Below are 16,414 nucleotides of genomic sequence, written 5' to 3'. Positions count from 1 at the left end.
CCGGTTACAGTAAATCATACTCGATAAAGCCCGTCCTGCGCGCGACATGGTCGTAGAGCTTGCGGGCGGTGGCATTGGTTTCGTGCGTCATCCAATAGACGTTCTTCACGCCGATTTTGCCGGCCTCCTGCTTCACCGCCTCGATGAGGGCCGCGCCGATGCCCTTTCCGCGCACATTCGGGTCGGCAAACAGATCCTGCAGGTAGCAGTTGTTTTTCTCCGACCAGCCGGAGCGGTGGTAGAGATAATGGGTGAGGCCGACGGCCTTGCCGCCCGATGTGGCGATAAAACCCTTCGGCTCGAACTCGCCTTCGGTGAATAACCGTTTCCAGGTGATGGCATAGACCTCTTCCGGCAGCTTGGTTTCGTAGAAGGTCAGATAATCGGTCCACAGGCGGTGCCAGTCGGCGTGGTCGGATTCTGCGAGCGGGCGGACAACGATCTCAGACATTTTTTCTCCTCCGAAGGGTTCTGGCCGAAGCTGACCTTCTCTTCGGCCCGCGGCAACGGTCCACAGCCGGGAAAGCGCTGCCCTATTGCTGTCTTCTCGCCATGAAGGCCAGCCGCTCGAACAGATGCACGTCCTGCTCGTTCTTCAACAGGGCGCCATGCAGTTTGGGCAATGCGTTCTTGGGGTCGGCGCGCAAATCCTCCGGCGCGATGTCGTCGGCGACCAGCAGGCGGATCCAGTCGAGCGCCTCGGAGGTCGATGGCTTCTTCTTCAAGCCTGGCACGTCGCGAATTTCATAGAACTGGGTGAGGGCCGCGCGCACCAGGTTCTGCTTGATGCCGGGATAGTGCACGTCGACGATTCTGTGCAGCGTGTCGACGTCGGGGAAGCGGATGTAGTGGAAGAAGCAGCGGCGCAGGAAAGCGTCCGGCAACTCCTTCTCGTTGTTGGAGGTGATGATGACGATCGGGCGAACGGCGGCACGGATGGTCTCGCCGGTCTCGTAGACGAAGAACTCCATCCGATCGAGTTCCTGCAGCAGGTCGTTGGGGAATTCGATGTCGGCCTTGTCGATCTCGTCGATCAGAAGCACGACCTTCTTGTCGGCCGCGAATGCCTCCCAAAGCTTGCCGCGCTTGATGTAGTTCTTGATGTCGTTGAACCTGACATCGCCGAGCTGGCTGTCGCGCAGCCGCGACACCGCATCGTATTCGTAGAGACCTTGCTGCGCCCGCGTCGTCGATTTGACGTGCCACTCGATCAGCTCGAGGCCGAGTGCCGCCGCCACCTGGCGGGCGAGTTCCGTCTTGCCGGTGCCGGGCTCGCCCTTGACCAGCAAGGGCCGCTCCAGCGCGATCGCCGCGTTGACCGCCACCATCAGATCCTTGTCGGCGACATAGGCCGCCGTGCCTTCGAAACGCATTTTTGCTCCTTGGTTGGTCGTCGCGACCGTAAGGACGCCGCCGCGGCTGTGCAAGGGTGCGGTGCGGATGGCGAATAAAGCCACCGAGACTGCCTGCGTCACTGGCGCTTGAGCCACCAGCGGCCTATATTGGGCAGGACGGTCTGTGCTTCCCGGCAGGAGAACATTTTCCCCGGGGCCTTAACGATCCTTAGGGAGCTGTCCCTGGGAAGACCCGTGGGTTTTCTCACACGGCGCCCACCTACTTTGTAGGTTCCCGGGATCGCTCTCTCCACCGGTTGTGTGGATCGTCACTTGTCGCAACGTGTCCACGCATCTTGGTGGATGATGCGGTGGAAAACGTCGCACTTGAGACCCCGCACAGCTCTGACCTTTTCTACCTTGGCCGCATGACCTCTCCCAAAGACTTGAAAAAAAAGCTGCGTCTCGAGGCACTCGCCCGCCGCGACGGTCTCGATGCATTCTGGCGGGTGGAGGCTGCGCTCGAAATGGCGGAGACGGCGCGCGACCATCTGGAGATCGGGCCCGGTCAGATCGTCTCCGGTTTCTGGCCGATGCGCTCGGAGGTCGATGTCAGGCCGCTGATGTTCGCCTTGCGAGAGAAGGGCGCACGGCTCTGCCTGCCTGCCATTCTCGACAAGACCACCATCGTCTTTCGCGAACTGGTTCGCGGCGCGCCGATGGTCGACATGGGCTTTGGCACGGTCGGGCCGCATGCTGAGGCCGAAGTTCTCGATCCTTCGGTCGTGCTGGTGCCGCTCGCCGCCTTCGACGCGCGCGGTCACCGCATCGGATATGGCGCCGGCTATTACGACCGGGCGATCGCGAAGCTCGTCGACAAGGGGCTCGCGCCCCGGCTGATCGGCATCGCCTTCGACTGCCAAGAAGTTTCGCAAGTTCCAGACGAGCCCCATGACGTCGTCATCCCGGAAATACTCACCGAGAGCGGGTTGCGCCGCTTTGCGCCAAAATTGTAGATAGTTCTTTGAAACGCATGATCTTTGCCGAAAAGTCATGCAACTTTTCGGGATCAGCATAGATGCGACTTCTTTTCCTCGGGGACATGGTCGGCAAGACGGGCCGCACCGCGGTATGGGAACAACTGCCTGGCCTGATCTCCGACTTCAAGCTCGATTTCGTCATCGTCAACGGCGAGAACGCGGCCGGCGGCTTCGGCATCACCGAAGAGATCTTGCGTGAGACGATCGCGGCGGGCTGCGATGTCGTGACCACCGGCAACCATGTTTGGGACCAGCGCGACGCTCTGGCCTTCGCGCCGCGCGAGCAGCGGTTCCTGCGGCCTTCCAATTTCCCCAAAGGCACGCCCGGGCGCGGCTCGGGTGTCTACATCGCCAAAAACGGCGCGCGCGTGCTGGTCGCCAACATTATGGGCCGGGTGTTCATGCACCCGGAACTCGACGATCCCTTCCAGGCCGGCGAACGCGAGCTTGCCGCCTGTCCGCTCGGCGAGCAGGCGGATGCGGTGGTGATCGACTTCCACGCCGAGGCAACCTCGGAAAAAATGTGCTTCGCGCATTTTGTCGATGGCCGCGCCAGTCTCGTCGTCGGCACTCACACGCACCAGCCCACCGCCGACCACCAGATCCTCAATGGCGGCACCGGGTACCTGTCGGATGCCGGCATGTGCGGTGACTATGATTCCTCGCTCGGCATGGACAAGGAAGAACCGCTCAACCGGTTCCTGTCGAAAGTGCCGAAAGGGCGTTTCGAGGCAGCGACGGGACCGGCGACGTTGTGCGGCGTCGGCGTCGATATTTCCGACCGCACGGGGCTGACCGAGAAGATCGCGCCGTTTCGTCGCGGGCCAAGGCTGGAAGAAACGGCTCCGTCCTTCTGGGCGTGACATTGATATAGGGGGTCGCAGTACCTAATTGCCGGCGACACTGCTCTAGATCGTAGGGGACGACCTCCATGCAGCTTATCGAATTCCTGGCGCCGCATTTTCAATTCGTTTCCGACCCGACCGCCTGGGTCGCGCTGCTGACGCTGGTGGTGCTCGAGATCGTGCTCGGCATCGACAACCTGATCTTCATCTCGATCCTCACCAACAAGCTGCCCGTGGAGCAGAGAGCTCGCGCGCGGCGTCTTGGCATCTCGGCGGCGCTGGTCATGCGCCTGGTGCTGCTCGCCACCATTTCCATCATCGTCCAACTGACGACGCCGGTCTTCACGGCGTTCGGCCACGGCTTCTCCTGGCGCGACCTGATTCTGATCGCCGGCGGTCTGTTCCTGGTGTGGAAGGCGACCAAGGAGATCCACCACACGGTCGATCCCGACGACCATCAGGACACGATGCTGGGCGAAACGCTCAAGATCTCGCTTGCCGGCGCGATCTTCCAGATCCTGCTGCTCGACCTCGTCTTCTCCATCGATTCCATCATCACCGCCGTCGGCATGACCGACGAGATCGCCATCATGTATATCGCGGTCATCGCGGCCGTGACCGTGATGATGCTGGCGGCCGGACCGCTGGCGGACTTCATCGCCAAGAACCCCAGCATCGTCATGCTGGCGCTGGGCTTCCTGCTGATGATCGGCATGACGCTGATCGCCGACGGCATGGGCTATCATGTGCCCAAGGGCTACATCTATGCGGCGATGGGTTTTTCGGCGCTGGTCGAGGGGCTCAACATGCTGGCGCGGCGGCGCAAGAAAGCGAAAACCGGCGACGGCCACTGATACTGGTCGGCCGGGGCGAGCCTAGTGCCCCGGAACACCCTTCGGATGGCGGTCACCCATCAAGCCGAGCGTCAGGCCCTGTTCCAGCCAGGCCTTGGCGCCGGCGAGCACAAGCGCAAAGCCGTCGGTTGAGCCGACCGCTTGTTTCACCTGCTCGTCGCCATTGCCGGCAAAGCCGAAATTGTGGACCTCGAGGAATGTCGCTTCGCCAGGCATTTCGGTGAAGGTCCAGACCACCGTGGTCGGCGGATCGCTCCACGTCATGACGATCTTCTTGTCCCTGACGATCTCGCTGACCTCGACTGTCGTCGAGACCCCATACATGCGCCACTCCCACTGAACCGGTTTGCCGCCATCAAGCCGGCCGCTGCCATGGGTGAACCAGAATTTGGTCGTGATCGCCGGATCGACGACGGCTTCGAAAACCTCAGCGACCGGCCGCCGGATCAGCATGGCGGCTTCGGCTGTCGGTGTCTCACGGATTTCCATGGCGATCTCCTTTCGAATACGCCCTCACCAGGCGTCGGGTTCGCGCACCATATGGATGATGTTGGCCGGATTGGTGATCCAACCACCTCGGAAACCCGCGTCCAAGGGCTCGACGGCATCGCAACGCACAATTCCTGCCTTGGCCAGATGATCCGCGGCGCCCGGAAAATCCCGCGTGAAAAGCTCCAGCCAGATCTCGGCCTGGCTCATCGTCGGCGCCTCGTCGATCCAAAGCCTGTTGGGGCCGAGTTCGAAGCCGATGGCCGGCGCCTTGGCTGTGAACGGCTTGGGGCCGACGACATCGCGGTAGAAGGCGATCGTCGCTTCGTACTGGTGCGATGGCACCTTCATGGCGATGTTGATGCCGCCGGTGATCTTCGCGGTCATGACTGGGCTCCGTTTTTCAAATGTTGTTTTCGCTGGCGGGTTCGCCCTTCATCTCGCTGCGGTAATAGCCGTCGCGCAGATTGATGCCGTATTCGACATAGGCCTTCATGCAGGCCAGCATCTGCGACCAGCCCTCGCAATTCAGGTAGGACTTCTTCAGGCCGACCGCGCCTTCCTGCCAGCCGCTCTCGGCGATGGTGACGAAGGTGCCGCCATCGTCGAGCGGCTCGAAATTCATCTCGATGCGGGTTTTGTAGGCGGGCTTGCCGTCGGCGTCGGTGGCATCCCAGCGCAGCACGATGCGGCTGTCCTTGACCACTTCGTCGACCTCGACCGGCACCTTGCCCCACCAAACGACACCCGAACCGGCCACCAATGGCGCGCTGGCACCGCCGATGGTGGTGAAATAGCCGCTCAGCTTCTTTGGGTTGACGACCGCGTCGAAGACTTCGGCGACCGGTTTGCCGATGCGCCCTGAAACGCTGAATCCAAGAGACATATCCACAGCTCCTTGCTTGAACGAGCCAACGTTATGTTATAGAAATATAACATGTCAAGCCGATCGCAGGACGACAATGTTTTCAAGGCGCTGGCGCATCCGCGCCGGCGCGAAATGCTGGATCGGTTGAAAGACGAGCCAAAGACCACCGGCATGCTGTGCGAAGCCTTTCCCGATATCGACCGCTGCACGGTCATGCTGCATCTCAAGGTGCTGGAGGAGGCGGACCTGATCGTCGCGCGCCGCGACGGACGCGAGCGCTGGAACCATCTCAATGCGTTGCCGATCAAGCAGATACACGACCGCTGGATCAGCCAGTATGCCGGCCATGCGCTCAGCATCATCGACCGGCTGAAGTCCGATCTGGAAGGGTAGGACAAAGGCCGGGCAAAGCCTGCTTGCCGGGCCGCCGCATGCCGAGTGCCCGGCAACGCGGCGCGGCTGGACGAATTGAGCCGATTTATCTATAAGCCGGCCATTCCGACACAGGGCGCCGTACGTTCACCCGGACGCATCGGGACGCTCTGAAATTGAATTCGAGCCTTTTGCAAAGGCGAGATGACGCATCTCGCGGCAAGACGCTCTAGCCGAACACGACAGGGGTGCCATGGCTGGCCATTCACAGTTCAAGAACATCATGCACCGCAAGGGCCGTCAGGACGCGGTGCGGTCGAAAATGTTTTCCAAGCTGGCGCGCGAAATCACCGTCGCCGCCAAGAGCGGAACGCCGGACCCATCGATGAACCCGCGCCTGCGCCTGGCGATCCAGAACGCCAAGGCGGTGTCGATGCCCAAGGACAACATCCAGCGCGCCATCAACAAGGCCTCGATGGGCGACGCCGAAAACTACGAAGCGGTGCGCTACGAAGGGTATGGGCCTGGTGGCGTCGCCGTGATCGTCGAGGCGCTGACCGACAACCGCAACCGTTCGGCGTCCAATGTGCGCGCCGCCTTCACCAAGGCCGGCGGCGCGCTCGGCGAAACCGGATCGGTGTCGTTCATGTGGGACCGCGCCGGCGAAATCTACTATCCGGCCTCGGCCGGCAGCGCCGACAAGATCATGGATGCGGCGATCGAAGCCGGCGCCGACGATGTCGAATCGGACGAGGAAGGCCACACGATCTATTGCTCCTTCGAGACTCTCGGCGAGGTGTCTAAGGCGCTTGAAACCTCGCTCGGCGAGGCCGAATCGGTCAAGGCGATCTGGAAGCCGCAGAACAATGTCCCCGTCGACGAAGAGCGGGCGCAATCGCTGATGAAGCTGGTTGCCACGCTCGAGGATGATGACGACGTGCAAAGCGTCTACGCCAACTTCGAAGTCGACGACGAGACGATGGCGAAGCTCAGCGCGGCGTGAGCGAAGGTCGTCCGATATGAGCAAAGCTCAGTTGCCGGCCATCCGCATTACCTACTGCACCCAATGCCAGTGGCTGTTGCGTGCCGGCTGGATGGCGCAGGAGCTGCTGTCCACCTTCGGTACCGATCTCGGCGAGGTGACGCTGGTGCCGGGCACCGGCGGCATCTTCACCATCTCCTGTAACGATGTGCTGGTCTGGGACCGCAAGCGCGACGGCGGCTTTCCTGACGCGGCCAAACTCAAGCAGCTGGTCCGCGACGTGATCGATCCGGATCGGGATCTCGGTCACGCCGACCGCAAAGGCCACAAGGGTGACACGCAGAAAGACCTCGCCTGAGCGGAGTTTTTTGCGTCTCGTTAGACCTCTTCAGAGCAATGCGAAGATAAAGCACGCCATCGCCACGATGGCGGTGACGGTGCGGACGTGGTTCCACATCACCCATTGGCTCAGATGGTTCGCCCACACGGCAGCGCCGTTGCTGCTGGCCGGGTCGACGGCGGCGAGAGCATCGTTGAGCGGCACGTTGAAGACCATGGTCACGATAGGGTTGCCGACCAGATAGATCACCGCGCCGGCCAGTAACCAGTACGAGCCGGACTGGCTCCAGCCCAAGAGAGCGGCGGCAATGAGAACGAGGCAGATGAGGCCGGTGCCAAACAGCGCTGTCATGAAGGTCGGGGTGATCACCGTGACGTTGATCGAATTCATCGCTGCGATGCCCGCCGGGACGGGCAGCCGGGCAAGGGCCGCCATGACGAAGTTGGAAAAGGCGAAGAATACGCCACCGACGACGCCCGCGCCGATCGCGGCAATGAAGGTGAGGGTTGGAAGAAGCTTGATCATCTCAGTTGCTCCGGACGCCGGTTGCGGCGGTTTGCTCTCTAAAAAATATGAGCATGCCTCACATTTGCAAAACGTGATAAACCCTCGTATTTTGTAAGTCAAGTCGTTCCCGGCGATTTTGCCGGGCGCGTTTGTTGGAGACGGTGATGGAAGGCACGCAAACCAATGAGCGGATCGGTCCGCCGCGCCGGGCGCCAAGCCAGCAGCGCAGCCGCGAGCGGGTCGAGCGCATGCTGGCCGCCGCCTCGGCGCTGATTGCCGAACAAGGCAGCGATGCCATGCGCATGGGCGAGGTGGCGGAGCGGGCTGGAGTGTCGATCGGCTCGCTCTACCAGTTCTTTCCGGACAAGCGGGCGATCGTCTGGGCGCTGGCCGAACGCTACACGATGGAAAGCCAAGCCTGCATTTCGGCGGCACTCAAGGACGTTAGGGATGCAGAAGGGTTGGGCCAAGCGTTTTCGGAGCTGGTCGATATCTACTATGGACTGTTCCTGGCCGAGCCGGTGATGCGCGACATCTGGTCGGGCACCCAGGCCGACAAGGCGCTGCGCCAGCTCGAACTCGCCGACAGTCGCGCGAACGCGGAATTTCTGATCGCGGTACTCAAGCGCCTGCGGCCCGATGCCGATCCGGTGGCGCTCGACACGACGGCATTCTTGGTGTGGCAGATGGGCGAGGCGGCCATGCGGCTGGCGATCTCGGTCGACAGGCAGGAGGGCGACAGGCTGGTCACGGCTTACAAGCGCATGGCACTCAGGGAATTGCTGGCCGAATAGGGCCGAAGACCTAGCCTTCGGCCAAGCAACAAAAAACCCGCCACAAGGGCGGGCTCTTGATCCGCGAAAAAGCTCTTCGCCTTAGAGGCCGAAACCTTCGAAACGCTTCTTGAACTTCGACAGGCGGCCGCCGCGGTCGAGCAGGGTCTGCTGGCCGCCGGTCCAGGCCGGGTGGGTGGTCGGGTCGATATCGAGGTTCATCGTATCGCCTTCCTTGCCCCAGGTCGAACGGGTCGTGTATTCGGTGCCGTCGGTCATGACGACCTTGATGGTGTGGTAGTCGGGATGGATTGCGCTCTTCATGGCTCTGTTCCTGGCTTGCCGGCGCGGCGGACGGGCATAAGCCTGCGTCGATGCGCCTCTTTTTAAAACTCGAAGCCGCAGCTATTGAGGAGCCACGGCTTCTAAAACGGTCGGCGTGCCTATACATCAGCCGGAATTGAATCACAAGGCCGCGGCAAGCGCATATTGATGCGCAAAGGCTGAAGTGGCTAGAGGAAACACCGAGATGGCGCAATCAAGCAGCGCAGACGAGCGCCGACGCTCGCTCAAGCCGCTCAGGCGCCTGTTTCCGTATATCGCCGGATATCGCACGCTGGTCATCGGCGCCCTTATCTCACTGGCCATCGCGGCGGCAACGACGTTGGCACTGCCGCTGGCCGTCCGGCGCATGATCGACCACGGTTTCTCGTCGGCCAGCACCACCTTCATCGCCGAATATTTCGGCGCCCTGGTGGCGATGGCCGCCGTGCTGGCTGCGGCGTCGGCCGGCCGTTACTACTTCGTCATCACGCTCGGCGAGCGCGTCGTCGCCGATATCAGGCGCGATGTCTTTGCCCATGTGACGACGCTGTCGCCTGCCTTCTTCGACACCGCCCAGTCGGGGGAAATCGTGTCGCGGCTCGCCGCAGACACCACGCAGGTCAAGTCGGCGGTCGGCGCAACGGCATCGGTGGCGCTGCGCAACGTCATCCTCGGCCTTGGCGCGGTGGGCATGATGGTCGTCACCAGCCCGAAACTCTCCGGCCTGGTCATCGGGGCGATCCCCGTGATCGTGCTGCCGCTGGTCGCCTTCGGCCGCTCGGTGCGGCGCAAGTCAAGGCAGGCCCAGGACACGCTTGCCGACGCGACGGCCTATGCCAGCGAGCAGATCGGCGCGGTGCGCACGCTGCAGGCCTTCACCAATGAGAGACTGGTCACCGGACGATTCTCGGGCGCGGTGGAAGCCGCCTTCGAGGCAGCGCGCGCTTCGATCTTCGCGCGCTCCTTCCTCACCTTCTTCGCCATCTTCACCATTTTCTCCTCGGTCGTGGCGGTGCTGTGGTTCGGCTCGCGCGACGTGCTCGACGGCACGATATCGCCTGGCACGCTTGGCCAATTCCTCCTCTATTCGGTGTTCGCCGCTGGCGCGCTCGGCGCGCTGTCGGAAGTCTGGGGCGAACTCGCGCAAGCCGCGGGTGCCGCCGAACGGCTGACCGAGATTCTGGCCGAGTCGCCGGCAATCCAGGCGCCGGCCGATCCGAAGCCGCTGCCGGCGGTCGCCAAGGGCGCGATCGTCTTCGAGAATGTTTCCTTCTCCTATCCGGCGAGGCCCGATCGCGCCGCCGTCCACGGCCTGAGTTTTCAAGTCATCCCCGGCGAGACGGTGGCCATCGTCGGCCCCTCGGGTGCCGGCAAGAGCACGGTGTTCTCGCTGATCCTGCGCTTCTACGATCCGGAAACCGGCAAGATCCTGATCGATGGCGTGGACGTGCGCGAAGCCGATCCCGTTTCGGTCAGGCAGCGCATCGCCATCGTGCCGCAGGACGTCACCATCTTCGCGGCGAGCGCGCGCGACAATATCGGCTTCGGCCGGCCAGGCGCCAGCGAGGCAGAGATCGAGGCGGCGGCCAAGGACGCACTGGCCGACGAGTTTATCCTCAGGCTGGAGAACGGCTATGACAGCCAGGTCGGCGAGCGCGGCGTGACGCTGTCCGGCGGCCAGCGCCAGCGTGTGGCGATCGCACGTGCCATCCTGCGCGACGGGCCGATCCTGCTGCTCGACGAGGCGACCTCGGCCCTCGACGCCGAAAGCGAGACACTGGTGCAGACCGCGCTCGAGCGGCTGATGCGGGGGCGCACCACCATCGTCATCGCCCACCGGCTGGCGACGGTGCTGAAGGCCGACAGGATCCTGGTCATGGATGGCGGCCGCATCGTAGAGGAAGGCACCCATCAGAGCCTGGTCGCCAAGGGTGGCATCTATGCACGGCTCGCCAAGCTGCAGTTCGAAACCGGCGCCAGCGCCTTCAGGGGCGCGGCGGAGTAGCAGGTTCAGTTCGCCTCGGCGTAACGAAAATTGTCGTCCCAGGCGGCATCTCATCCGCCGTAGCGCTGCCTCAAATGGTTGACGAAATGCTTGGCGTTGAGCTTCTCGCCGGTGGCGCGCTCAAGCAGGTCCGGCGTCGACCAGCGCGACCCCTGCGACCAGATTTTCTCGCGGCGCCAACCGTTGATCGCCTCGAAATTCCCCTTTGCAAGGTCTTCGTCGGCTGAAGGATGCTCGCGCGTCAGCGCGGCCCATTGCTGCGCCGCCATCATCGCGCCCAGCGTATAGGACGGGAAATAACCGAAGGCGGCACCCGGCCAATGGACGTCCTGCATCGGCCCGTCGGCGGGGTTGTCGATGGTCGAGAGACCAAGATAGTCGCGCATCCTGGCATCCCAGGCTTCGGGCAGATCAGCCACTTCGAGGCTGCCCGAAACAAGTTCCTGTTCCAGTTCGTAGCGCAGGATGACATGCAAGGGATAGGTCACCTCGTCGGCGTCGACGCGGATCAGGCCGCGTTCGACACGATGGACATGCGGCAGGATATCGTCGAGCGACCAGGCTTCGCCGAGATGCTTCTCCACCACCGGCAGCGCCCAGCGCCAGAAGGCAGGATTGCGGCCGATCTGCTTTTCGACGAACAGGCTCTGGCTTTCATGCACGGCCATGCCGCGGGCCTTGCCGAGCGGCCAGTGCGCCCACGCCTTGGGCAGGTTCTGTTCGTAGAGCGCATGACCGGTCTCGTGCAGCACGCCCATCAGCGCCGACAGGAAATCCGAGGTCTTGTAGCGCGTGGTGATGCGCACGTCGCTGGGCACGCCGCCGCAGAACGGATGGTGCGACACCGACAGTGAGCCGTGCGTCAGGTCGAAGCCGACCGCCGCCATCATGGCAAGGCCGAGTTCGCGCTGCCGGTCAATGGCATAGGTACCCGAAAGCGGCTTCAGCGGATGCTTGCGCAGCCGCGCTTCCTGGATCGCCAGCGCCTCCGGCACGAAGCCTTTGAGGAAGGTCTTGAGGTCGGCGAAGACGGGCGTGATGTCGGCCGTGCGATTGCCGGGATCATATTGTTCCATCAGCGCGTCATAGGGGGCAAGGCCGAGCACGTCGGAGCGCAGGGCCGCCTCTTCGCGCACCAGCGCCACCACGCCTTCGAGCGCCGGCTGAAAACCCGCCCAATCGTTCTTGGCGCGCAGGGCGCGCCACAATTGCTCGCAGCGCATGCGCGCCGTCGTCTGGCGCTCGACGAATTCGACGGGCAGGCAGGTCAGGTTGGTGTATTGCCGCCGCAACTCGGCGAGAGCCGCCCGCTGCTCATCGTCCAATGCCTCGCCTTCGGCCGCGGCGATCCAGTCCGATATTTCCGGCGCGGTCGCCCTGGTGTGATACATGCCGGCAAGGGCCGCCATCGCCTCGGCGCGCTTCTCGCCACCACCGACGGCCATGTGGGTCGCCTCATCGGCGCCGAGGATGGCCAGCGCATGCTCAAGCGCTTCGAGCTTGTGGCCGAGATCGTCGAGTTTGTGAAAGGACATGGCGGCTTCCGTGTTTGAGGACGGGGCGAAAAGACACCACCGCAAAAGTATTGGCAACCCTCGTATACCATCCGGCAGATGCTGCTTGCGCAAGCGAGGTTGGGCATGAAATGCTGCCGGCGACGGATGAAGGGGGAGCAGAATGATCGGCAACATCCTGGTCGGGCTGGTGGCCTTGATCCATGTCTACATCGTCTATCTCGAGATGGTGCTTTGGGACACGCCGCGCGGGCACAAGACATTCCGCCTGACGCCGGAATTCGCCGGTGCCTCCAAAGTGCTCGCCGCCAATCAGGGTCTCTATAACGGCTTTCTCGCCGCCGGCCTGATCTGGGGGCTTTACCTCGGCGCCGCCGGTTTCCAGGTCGAGGTCTTCTTCCTGTTGTGCGTGACCATTGCCGGTCTCTATGGCGCGGCGACGGTCGGCCGCAAGATCCTGTACATCCAGACCGTGCCGGCGGTGGTCGCCCTGGTCGCGGCCTGGCTCGGTTGGTAGGCAGGATGGGCTGGTAAGGAAAGAAAAAGGACGCCAGCGGGATTGGGGTCCCGAAGGCGTCAATGGGTCCCTTCCCCGAGGACGTTTCCAGGCCGGAATAGCCTCAGCCGTTCGGATAGTTTCCGCCGTCGGCGCCATCACCCATCAGGAAACCGCTGCCGGTGTCGACCATCAGACGTTGATCCACATTGTCGAGCCGGCGCAGCAGGTCATGGTATTGCGCGGCCGGGATCCTGCCGTGATCCGACGCGGCTATTCTCTCGGCGACCTGACTGATGCGGGCGGTGCGCATTTCCAGGCGCTCCGCGACGGCCGGGGTGATGTGGTTGGCTTGCCTGGCGTCGACGATGCCCTGATGAACACCCTGGACCTGCTGAACGAGCGCCTCGACACGGGGGCCTGCCATGTCGGTGGGGGCGGTCGCATCGAGAGCACCCTTGTGGTGGCCCGCGGCATAGGCGCCGGCAAGCGGGACGGCAATGAGAATTGCGGCAAGCGTTGCAGTCTTGAGAGATGCTGATGAGCGCATGGTTCGCTTCCTCCTGCTGGGAAGGGAGAGCGGCCGCGCCGCCTCGCCTCCCGACCATTTTGGGTCGTCCAGTCCCGTCGCGTCGCGATGGGAGGCATCGCCGGCGGTTCTCGGCCCTGCGCAGCAAGCTAGGAGCGCTTCGGCGCGAAGTGTAATTAAAAAAAGATAATCTTTTCAGGCCTTGCCGGCGGATGCCTGCGCCCTAGAGTTGAGCCGGCGAACAATTTCGCGTGAGTTCGCGTGATGATGGATCAACGTTCGGTGAGCTTCAGTTCAATGCGGCGGTTCTTGTTGCGCGCCTCTTCGGTGTCGGCGGGATCGAGCGGCTGGAATTCCCCGAAGCCGGCGGCGACGAGCCGGTTGGCCGGCACGCCATTTTCGATCAGGAACTTGACCACCGAGGTCGAGCGCGCCGTCGACAGTTCCCAATTGTCGCGATAACGGCCGGTGCCGGACAGCGGCTTGTTGTCGGTGTGGCCGTCCACGCGCAGCACCCAGTTGATCTCCGGCGGGATCTCTTTCTGCAGTTCGATGATGGCGTCGGCGAGCTTCTTCATCTCGACCTTGCCGGCATCGTTGATCACTTCGGATCCGGTCGGGAACAGAACCTCCGACTGGAACACGAAGCGGTCGCCGACGATGCGGATGTTCTCGCGATCGGCCAGGATTTCGCGCAGACGTCCGAAGAAATCGGAGCGGTAGCGGTTCAGCTCCTGCACACGCTGCGCCAGCGCCACGTTCAGGCGACGGCCGAGATCGGCGATCTTGGTGTTGGAATCGCGGTCGCGCGTTTCGGAGACGTTGAGGGCATCCTCGAGCGCGCCGATCTGCTTGCGCAATGCCGCGATCTGCTGGTTGAGGATCTCGACCTGGCTCAGCGCCTGCTGGCTGATCTGGCGCTGGCTGTCCAGTTCGCCGCCCAGCGCCGCGGCTCGCTGGTTGGCGGCGTCGCCGGCACCCGCACCTTGCGCCAGCAACTGTTCGAGCCGGCTCTTCTCCGCCTCCGCCGCCGACAGCGACGCCTGCAGGTTGGCCAGCGAATCGTCCTTGTCCTGTGCCGTCGAGCGCTCCAGCGCCAGAAGCTGGGTCAGTTCGTTGATCTGCGAATTGAGGCGCGACAGCGCCGTATCCTTGCCGGAGATTTCGCGCCCGAGCAGGAACTGCGCCAACACGAAGACGGTGAGCAGGAACATGATGGCGAGCAACAGCGTCGAAAGCGCGTCGACGAAGCCCGGCCAATAGTCGATGCGGCGATCGGTACGCCGGCCCCTGGCAAGCGCCATGCTAGTGCACCCCGGGCTTCTTCAGCGCGTCGGCGATCTTTTCCAGCGTGTTGCGCATCGCCTTTTGTTCGTCCGACTGGGCTTCGACCCAGTCGCGCATGATCTGCTGTTCGGAGCGCATGTTCTTGACCAAGCCGGAAATGCCATCGGCGAGATTGGCCATGGCGGTGGCGACGCGCGGGTTGGAGCCGCCGCCATTTTCCTGCATGCTGCGCAGCCGCTCCGAGAGGACGCGGATCTCGTCGGAAGAGTCGGCCTTGGCCGGGTCGGAAACGACGATGTCGGACGACAGATCCGTGACCGAGGACAGCCAGTTCTCGAGCTCGGTGTAGAAACGTGTCTGGGCGCGGCCGGCCTGCAAGTCGAGGAAGCCGAGCACGAGCGAGCCGGACAGGCCGAACAGCGAGGACGAGAAGGCGGTGCCCATGCCGGCCAGCGGCGCCGACAAGCCCTGTTTCAGCGAATCGAGCACCGCGGCGGCGTCACCCGTGCCGGGATCCAGCGATTCGATGGTCTCGCGGATCGAGCCGATCGTATTCAGCAGACCCCAGAAAGTGCCAAGCAGGCCGAGGAACACCAAAAGGCCCACAAGGTAGCGCGAGGTGTCGCGGCTTTCGTCGAGGCGGGTGGCGATGGAATCGAGCATTGTGCGCATCGATGAGGTCGAAAAGGCCATGGACGAGGAACGGCCGATCATCGCCTTCATCGGCGCCAGCAGCACCGGTTCGGTGGTTTCGGAGCCGGCCCGGAAAGAGTTGACCCAGCGGACCTCGCGAAACAGCCGCCCGACCTGCGTGAAGGCCAGCAGGATACCGACGACGAGCACGCCGACGATCAGGCCGTTGAGGCCCGGGTTGGTGACGAAAGCGGTGGTGACCTGGCGGGTCAGGATGGCGGCGATGAAAGCGACGATGGCCAGGAAGATGACCATGGTCAGCAGGAAGACCTGCGGACTGGACAGTTTATGCGGGTCGTAGATCAGCACGTCGGAGCGCCTGCCCATGCCGAAGGATCTGAGAAAAGCCATCCGTGCCCCGTTTCCGATGCCGCTGCCGCCGATCACGTAGTTGGCAACTCTAAACGGAATTATGACCAAATTGAATGGTGCTTGGCAATATTGCCACAGGCGGCCTTTGGAGCCGGCGCATCAGAGGCGGTTGATGACGAGGCAGTCGACCATGGCCGCCAAATGCAGGCCGGCGCCGGTGACGACGAAGCCGTGCCACAGTGCGTTGTGGAAGCGCAGCGCCTTCCAGGCGAAGAAAATCACGCCACAGGAATAGACGACGCCACCGGCGACGATGAGCACGATCGACGTGGTCGGCAGCGTCTCGATGAGCGGCTTGACGAGAACGATGCCGCTCCAGCCGATGGCGAGATAGAAGACGATCGCCAGCCTGTCGAAACGGCCGGGGAAAAACACCTTGATGGCAATGCCCGTTGCGGCCGCGGCCCAGACCAGGACGATCATCCAGCGCGCCAGCGCAGAGTTTCCCAACTGGGCGAGAAAGGGTGTGTAGGTGGCGGCGATCAACAGATAGATCGCGGCATGATCGAAGCGCCGCAGGATCCATTTCGCGGGCGAGGTCACCGGCCACAGATTGTAGGTCAGCGATACCGAGAGCACGGTGAGCAGCGACACGACATAGAAGGCGGCGGCGATATATTCGCCGGGCCCGACCCGGAAGGCGGCGAGCGCCAGCAGCGCCGAACCGGCCGTGATCGCCAGCACGATCCCGACAGCATGGACGATCCCGTCGGCGATCATCTCGGCGCGCGAATAGTGCCAGCGTCCGATGAACGGAATCTCGATCTGTGGCGAGGTGTTGGTCATCTAC

Annotated in this window: 21 protein-coding genes and 1 other RNA gene; 10 read left to right on the top strand and 12 right to left on the bottom strand. The window is 63.1% G+C overall.

Annotation, left to right across the window (positions count from 1 at the left end):
• Nucleotides 1-4 precede the first annotated feature (4 nt).
• Both LB516_RS09445 and LB516_RS09440 read right to left on the bottom strand, forming a co-directional pair.
• Nucleotides 5-451 carry a GNAT family N-acetyltransferase gene (locus tag LB516_RS09445; protein ID WP_224719393.1) on the bottom strand — a complete coding sequence of 149 codons (447 nt, stop codon included), beginning with the start codon at nt 449-451 and terminating at the stop codon, nt 5-7.
• 82 nt (nt 452-533) lie between these two features.
• Complete coding sequence (locus tag LB516_RS09440; RefSeq protein WP_015315229.1) at nt 534-1,373, bottom strand: AAA family ATPase; 840 nt, start codon at nt 1,371-1,373, stop codon at nt 534-536.
• Between the two features lie 137 nt (nt 1,374-1,510).
• Here LB516_RS09440 and ssrS point away from each other — a divergent pair.
• From ssrS to LB516_RS09420, 4 genes are all read left to right on the top strand, one after another.
• Nucleotides 1,511-1,666, top strand: a non-coding RNA gene (gene ssrS, locus LB516_RS09435) — 6S RNA.
• Nucleotides 1,667-1,762: 96 nt separating this feature from the next.
• The gene (locus LB516_RS09430) at nt 1,763-2,350 is read left to right on the top strand and encodes a 5-formyltetrahydrofolate cyclo-ligase (protein ID WP_041163649.1); all 588 of its coding nucleotides are present in this window, start codon (nt 1,763-1,765) and stop codon (nt 2,348-2,350) included.
• Nucleotides 2,351-2,412: 62 nt separating this feature from the next.
• Complete coding sequence (locus LB516_RS09425; RefSeq protein WP_015315231.1) at nt 2,413-3,237, top strand: YmdB family metallophosphoesterase; 825 nt, start codon at nt 2,413-2,415, stop codon at nt 3,235-3,237.
• Nucleotides 3,238-3,305: 68 nt separating this feature from the next.
• The gene (locus LB516_RS09420) at nt 3,306-4,073 is read left to right on the top strand and encodes a TerC family protein (protein ID WP_015315232.1); all 768 of its coding nucleotides are present in this window, start codon (nt 3,306-3,308) and stop codon (nt 4,071-4,073) included.
• Between the two features lie 21 nt (nt 4,074-4,094).
• On the opposite strand, the gene LB516_RS09415 is transcribed toward LB516_RS09420, so the two are convergent.
• From LB516_RS09415 to LB516_RS09405, 3 genes are read right to left on the bottom strand one after another with little or no spacing between them, the layout of a single operon-like run.
• Nucleotides 4,095-4,562, bottom strand: coding sequence for an SRPBCC family protein (locus LB516_RS09415; RefSeq protein WP_140662614.1), 468 nt, complete (start codon nt 4,560-4,562; stop codon nt 4,095-4,097).
• A 24-nt stretch (nt 4,563-4,586) separates the two neighbouring features.
• The gene (locus tag LB516_RS09410) at nt 4,587-4,949 is read right to left on the bottom strand and encodes a hypothetical protein (protein WP_224719392.1); all 363 of its coding nucleotides are present in this window, start codon (nt 4,947-4,949) and stop codon (nt 4,587-4,589) included.
• Nucleotides 4,950-4,965: 16 nt separating this feature from the next.
• On the bottom strand, nt 4,966-5,448 hold the full coding sequence (locus LB516_RS09405) for an SRPBCC domain-containing protein (RefSeq protein WP_140616620.1): 483 nt from the start codon (nt 5,446-5,448) through the stop codon (nt 4,966-4,968).
• A 51-nt stretch (nt 5,449-5,499) separates the two neighbouring features.
• On the opposite strand from LB516_RS09405, the gene LB516_RS09400 reads away from it, so the two are divergent.
• From LB516_RS09400 to LB516_RS09390, 3 genes are all read left to right on the top strand, one after another.
• A complete protein-coding gene (locus LB516_RS09400; RefSeq protein ID WP_140616621.1) occupies nt 5,500-5,823 on the top strand; it encodes an ArsR/SmtB family transcription factor in 324 nt (107 codons plus the stop codon).
• Between the two features lie 232 nt (nt 5,824-6,055).
• On the top strand, nt 6,056-6,805 hold the full coding sequence (locus LB516_RS09395; RefSeq protein WP_015315237.1) for a YebC/PmpR family DNA-binding transcriptional regulator: 750 nt from the start codon (nt 6,056-6,058) through the stop codon (nt 6,803-6,805).
• A 16-nt stretch (nt 6,806-6,821) separates the two neighbouring features.
• Complete coding sequence (locus tag LB516_RS09390) at nt 6,822-7,142, top strand: SelT/SelW/SelH family protein (protein WP_015315238.1); 321 nt, start codon at nt 6,822-6,824, stop codon at nt 7,140-7,142.
• Between the two features lie 30 nt (nt 7,143-7,172).
• Here LB516_RS09390 and LB516_RS09385 read toward each other — a convergent pair whose 3' ends face one another.
• A complete protein-coding gene (locus LB516_RS09385; protein ID WP_015315239.1) occupies nt 7,173-7,649 on the bottom strand; it encodes a DUF1772 domain-containing protein in 477 nt (158 codons plus the stop codon).
• A gap of 146 nt (nt 7,650-7,795) precedes the next feature.
• On the opposite strand from LB516_RS09385, the gene LB516_RS09380 reads away from it, so the two are divergent.
• Complete coding sequence (locus tag LB516_RS09380; RefSeq protein ID WP_224719391.1) at nt 7,796-8,425, top strand: TetR/AcrR family transcriptional regulator; 630 nt, start codon at nt 7,796-7,798, stop codon at nt 8,423-8,425.
• Nucleotides 8,426-8,506: 81 nt separating this feature from the next.
• Here the strand turns inward: LB516_RS09380 and rpmE are convergent, their stop codons facing one another.
• Nucleotides 8,507-8,728, bottom strand: a complete 222-nt coding sequence (rpmE, locus tag LB516_RS09375; RefSeq protein WP_010912060.1) for a 50S ribosomal protein L31 — start codon at nt 8,726-8,728, stop codon at nt 8,507-8,509.
• Between the two features lie 205 nt (nt 8,729-8,933).
• Between rpmE and LB516_RS09370 the strand changes: the two genes are divergently transcribed.
• The gene (locus LB516_RS09370) at nt 8,934-10,733 is read left to right on the top strand and encodes an ABC transporter transmembrane domain-containing protein (protein ID WP_224719390.1); all 1,800 of its coding nucleotides are present in this window, start codon (nt 8,934-8,936) and stop codon (nt 10,731-10,733) included.
• A 50-nt stretch (nt 10,734-10,783) separates the two neighbouring features.
• Here LB516_RS09370 and LB516_RS09365 read toward each other — a convergent pair whose 3' ends face one another.
• Nucleotides 10,784-12,268, bottom strand: a complete 1,485-nt coding sequence (locus LB516_RS09365; RefSeq protein ID WP_224719389.1) for a carboxypeptidase M32 — start codon at nt 12,266-12,268, stop codon at nt 10,784-10,786.
• Between the two features lie 142 nt (nt 12,269-12,410).
• On the opposite strand from LB516_RS09365, the gene LB516_RS09360 reads away from it, so the two are divergent.
• Nucleotides 12,411-12,764, top strand: a complete 354-nt coding sequence (locus tag LB516_RS09360) for a DUF1304 domain-containing protein (protein ID WP_015315243.1) — start codon at nt 12,411-12,413, stop codon at nt 12,762-12,764.
• Nucleotides 12,765-12,867: 103 nt separating this feature from the next.
• Here the strand turns inward: LB516_RS09360 and LB516_RS09355 are convergent, their stop codons facing one another.
• The 4 genes from LB516_RS09355 to trhA form a co-directional block, all read right to left on the bottom strand.
• On the bottom strand, nt 12,868-13,293 hold the full coding sequence (locus tag LB516_RS09355; RefSeq protein WP_140793042.1) for a hypothetical protein: 426 nt from the start codon (nt 13,291-13,293) through the stop codon (nt 12,868-12,870).
• Nucleotides 13,294-13,544: 251 nt separating this feature from the next.
• A complete protein-coding gene (locus tag LB516_RS09350) occupies nt 13,545-14,576 on the bottom strand; it encodes a peptidoglycan -binding protein (protein WP_109664719.1) in 1,032 nt (343 codons plus the stop codon).
• Between the two features lies 1 nt (nt 14,577).
• On the bottom strand, nt 14,578-15,603 hold the full coding sequence (locus tag LB516_RS09345; protein WP_041163650.1) for a MotA/TolQ/ExbB proton channel family protein: 1,026 nt from the start codon (nt 15,601-15,603) through the stop codon (nt 14,578-14,580).
• Between the two features lie 120 nt (nt 15,604-15,723).
• Entirely contained in the window at nt 15,724-16,410 is a 687-nt protein-coding gene (trhA, locus tag LB516_RS09340) for a PAQR family membrane homeostasis protein TrhA (RefSeq protein WP_140874753.1), read from the bottom strand.
• Between the last annotated feature and the right edge of the window lie 4 nt (nt 16,411-16,414).

The organism is Mesorhizobium sp. CO1-1-7 (assembly GCF_020164885.1).
Lineage (GTDB): Bacteria > Pseudomonadota > Alphaproteobacteria > Rhizobiales > Rhizobiaceae > Mesorhizobium > Mesorhizobium australicum.
This window is presented reverse-complemented; position numbering and strand designations above follow the sequence as displayed.